The following is a 631-nucleotide window of genomic DNA, read 5'->3' on the forward strand; positions in this document are numbered from 1 at the left end:
CTGGCAATTTCCTGCCACCGGGCGACTTTCTCAAGCATGGAGAGCATCACTCATGGCAACTCCCGCCTACATGGCCGTCACCGGCGAAAAACAAGGCCTGATCACCGCTGGCGCGTTCACCGCCGACTCGGTAGGCAACACCTACCAGGAAGGTCACGAAGACCAGGTCATGGTCCAGGGCTTCGAACACGAAGTGATCATCCCGCGTGATCCACAGTCCGGCCAGCCGACGGGTCAGCGCGTGCACAAGCCGGTGAAGATCACCAAGGTCTTCGACAAGGCTTCGCCGCTGCTGCTGGCCGCCCTGACCTCGGGCGAGCGCATGACCAAGGTCGAGATCAAGTGGTACCGCACCTCGGCCCAGGGCACCCAGGAGCACTACTACACCACCGTCCTGGAAGACGCGATCATCGTCGACATCAAGGACTACATGCACAACTGCCAGGACCCGGCCAACGCCCACTTCACCCACCTGGAAGACGTGTATTTCACCTACCGCAAGATCACCTGGACCCACGAAGTGTCCGGTACTTCCGGTTCTGACGACTGGCGCGCACCGGTCGCCGGCTAAGGCTCGGGGTCTCTGGGTGATCGACGCCAGCGTTGCATCGCCCATGAGATCGAGCGCCGC

At 62.0% G+C, this 631-nt stretch carries 1 protein-coding gene; it reads left to right on the plus strand.

Features of this window, described 5'->3' with window-relative positions; all coding sequences use genetic code 11:
• The first annotated feature begins 52 nt into the window (after positions 1–52).
• Positions 53–571, plus strand: a complete 519-nt coding sequence (locus tag JKP78_RS00105) for an Hcp family type VI secretion system effector (RefSeq protein WP_011531920.1) — start codon at positions 53–55, stop codon at positions 569–571.
• Positions 572–631: the final 60 nt, after the last annotated feature.

Origin of the sequence: Pseudomonas sp. LAM2023 (assembly GCF_016620375.1) — a bacterium.
In the GTDB taxonomy this organism is placed as follows: domain Bacteria; phylum Pseudomonadota; class Gammaproteobacteria; order Pseudomonadales; family Pseudomonadaceae; genus Aquipseudomonas; species Aquipseudomonas anuradhapurensis.

Excerpts from the sequence above, each read along its gene's own strand:
- JKP78_RS00105 (WP_011531920.1), top strand. The coding sequence starts at position 53 with ATGGCAACTCCCGCCTACATGGCCGTCACCGGCGAAAAACAAGGCCTG.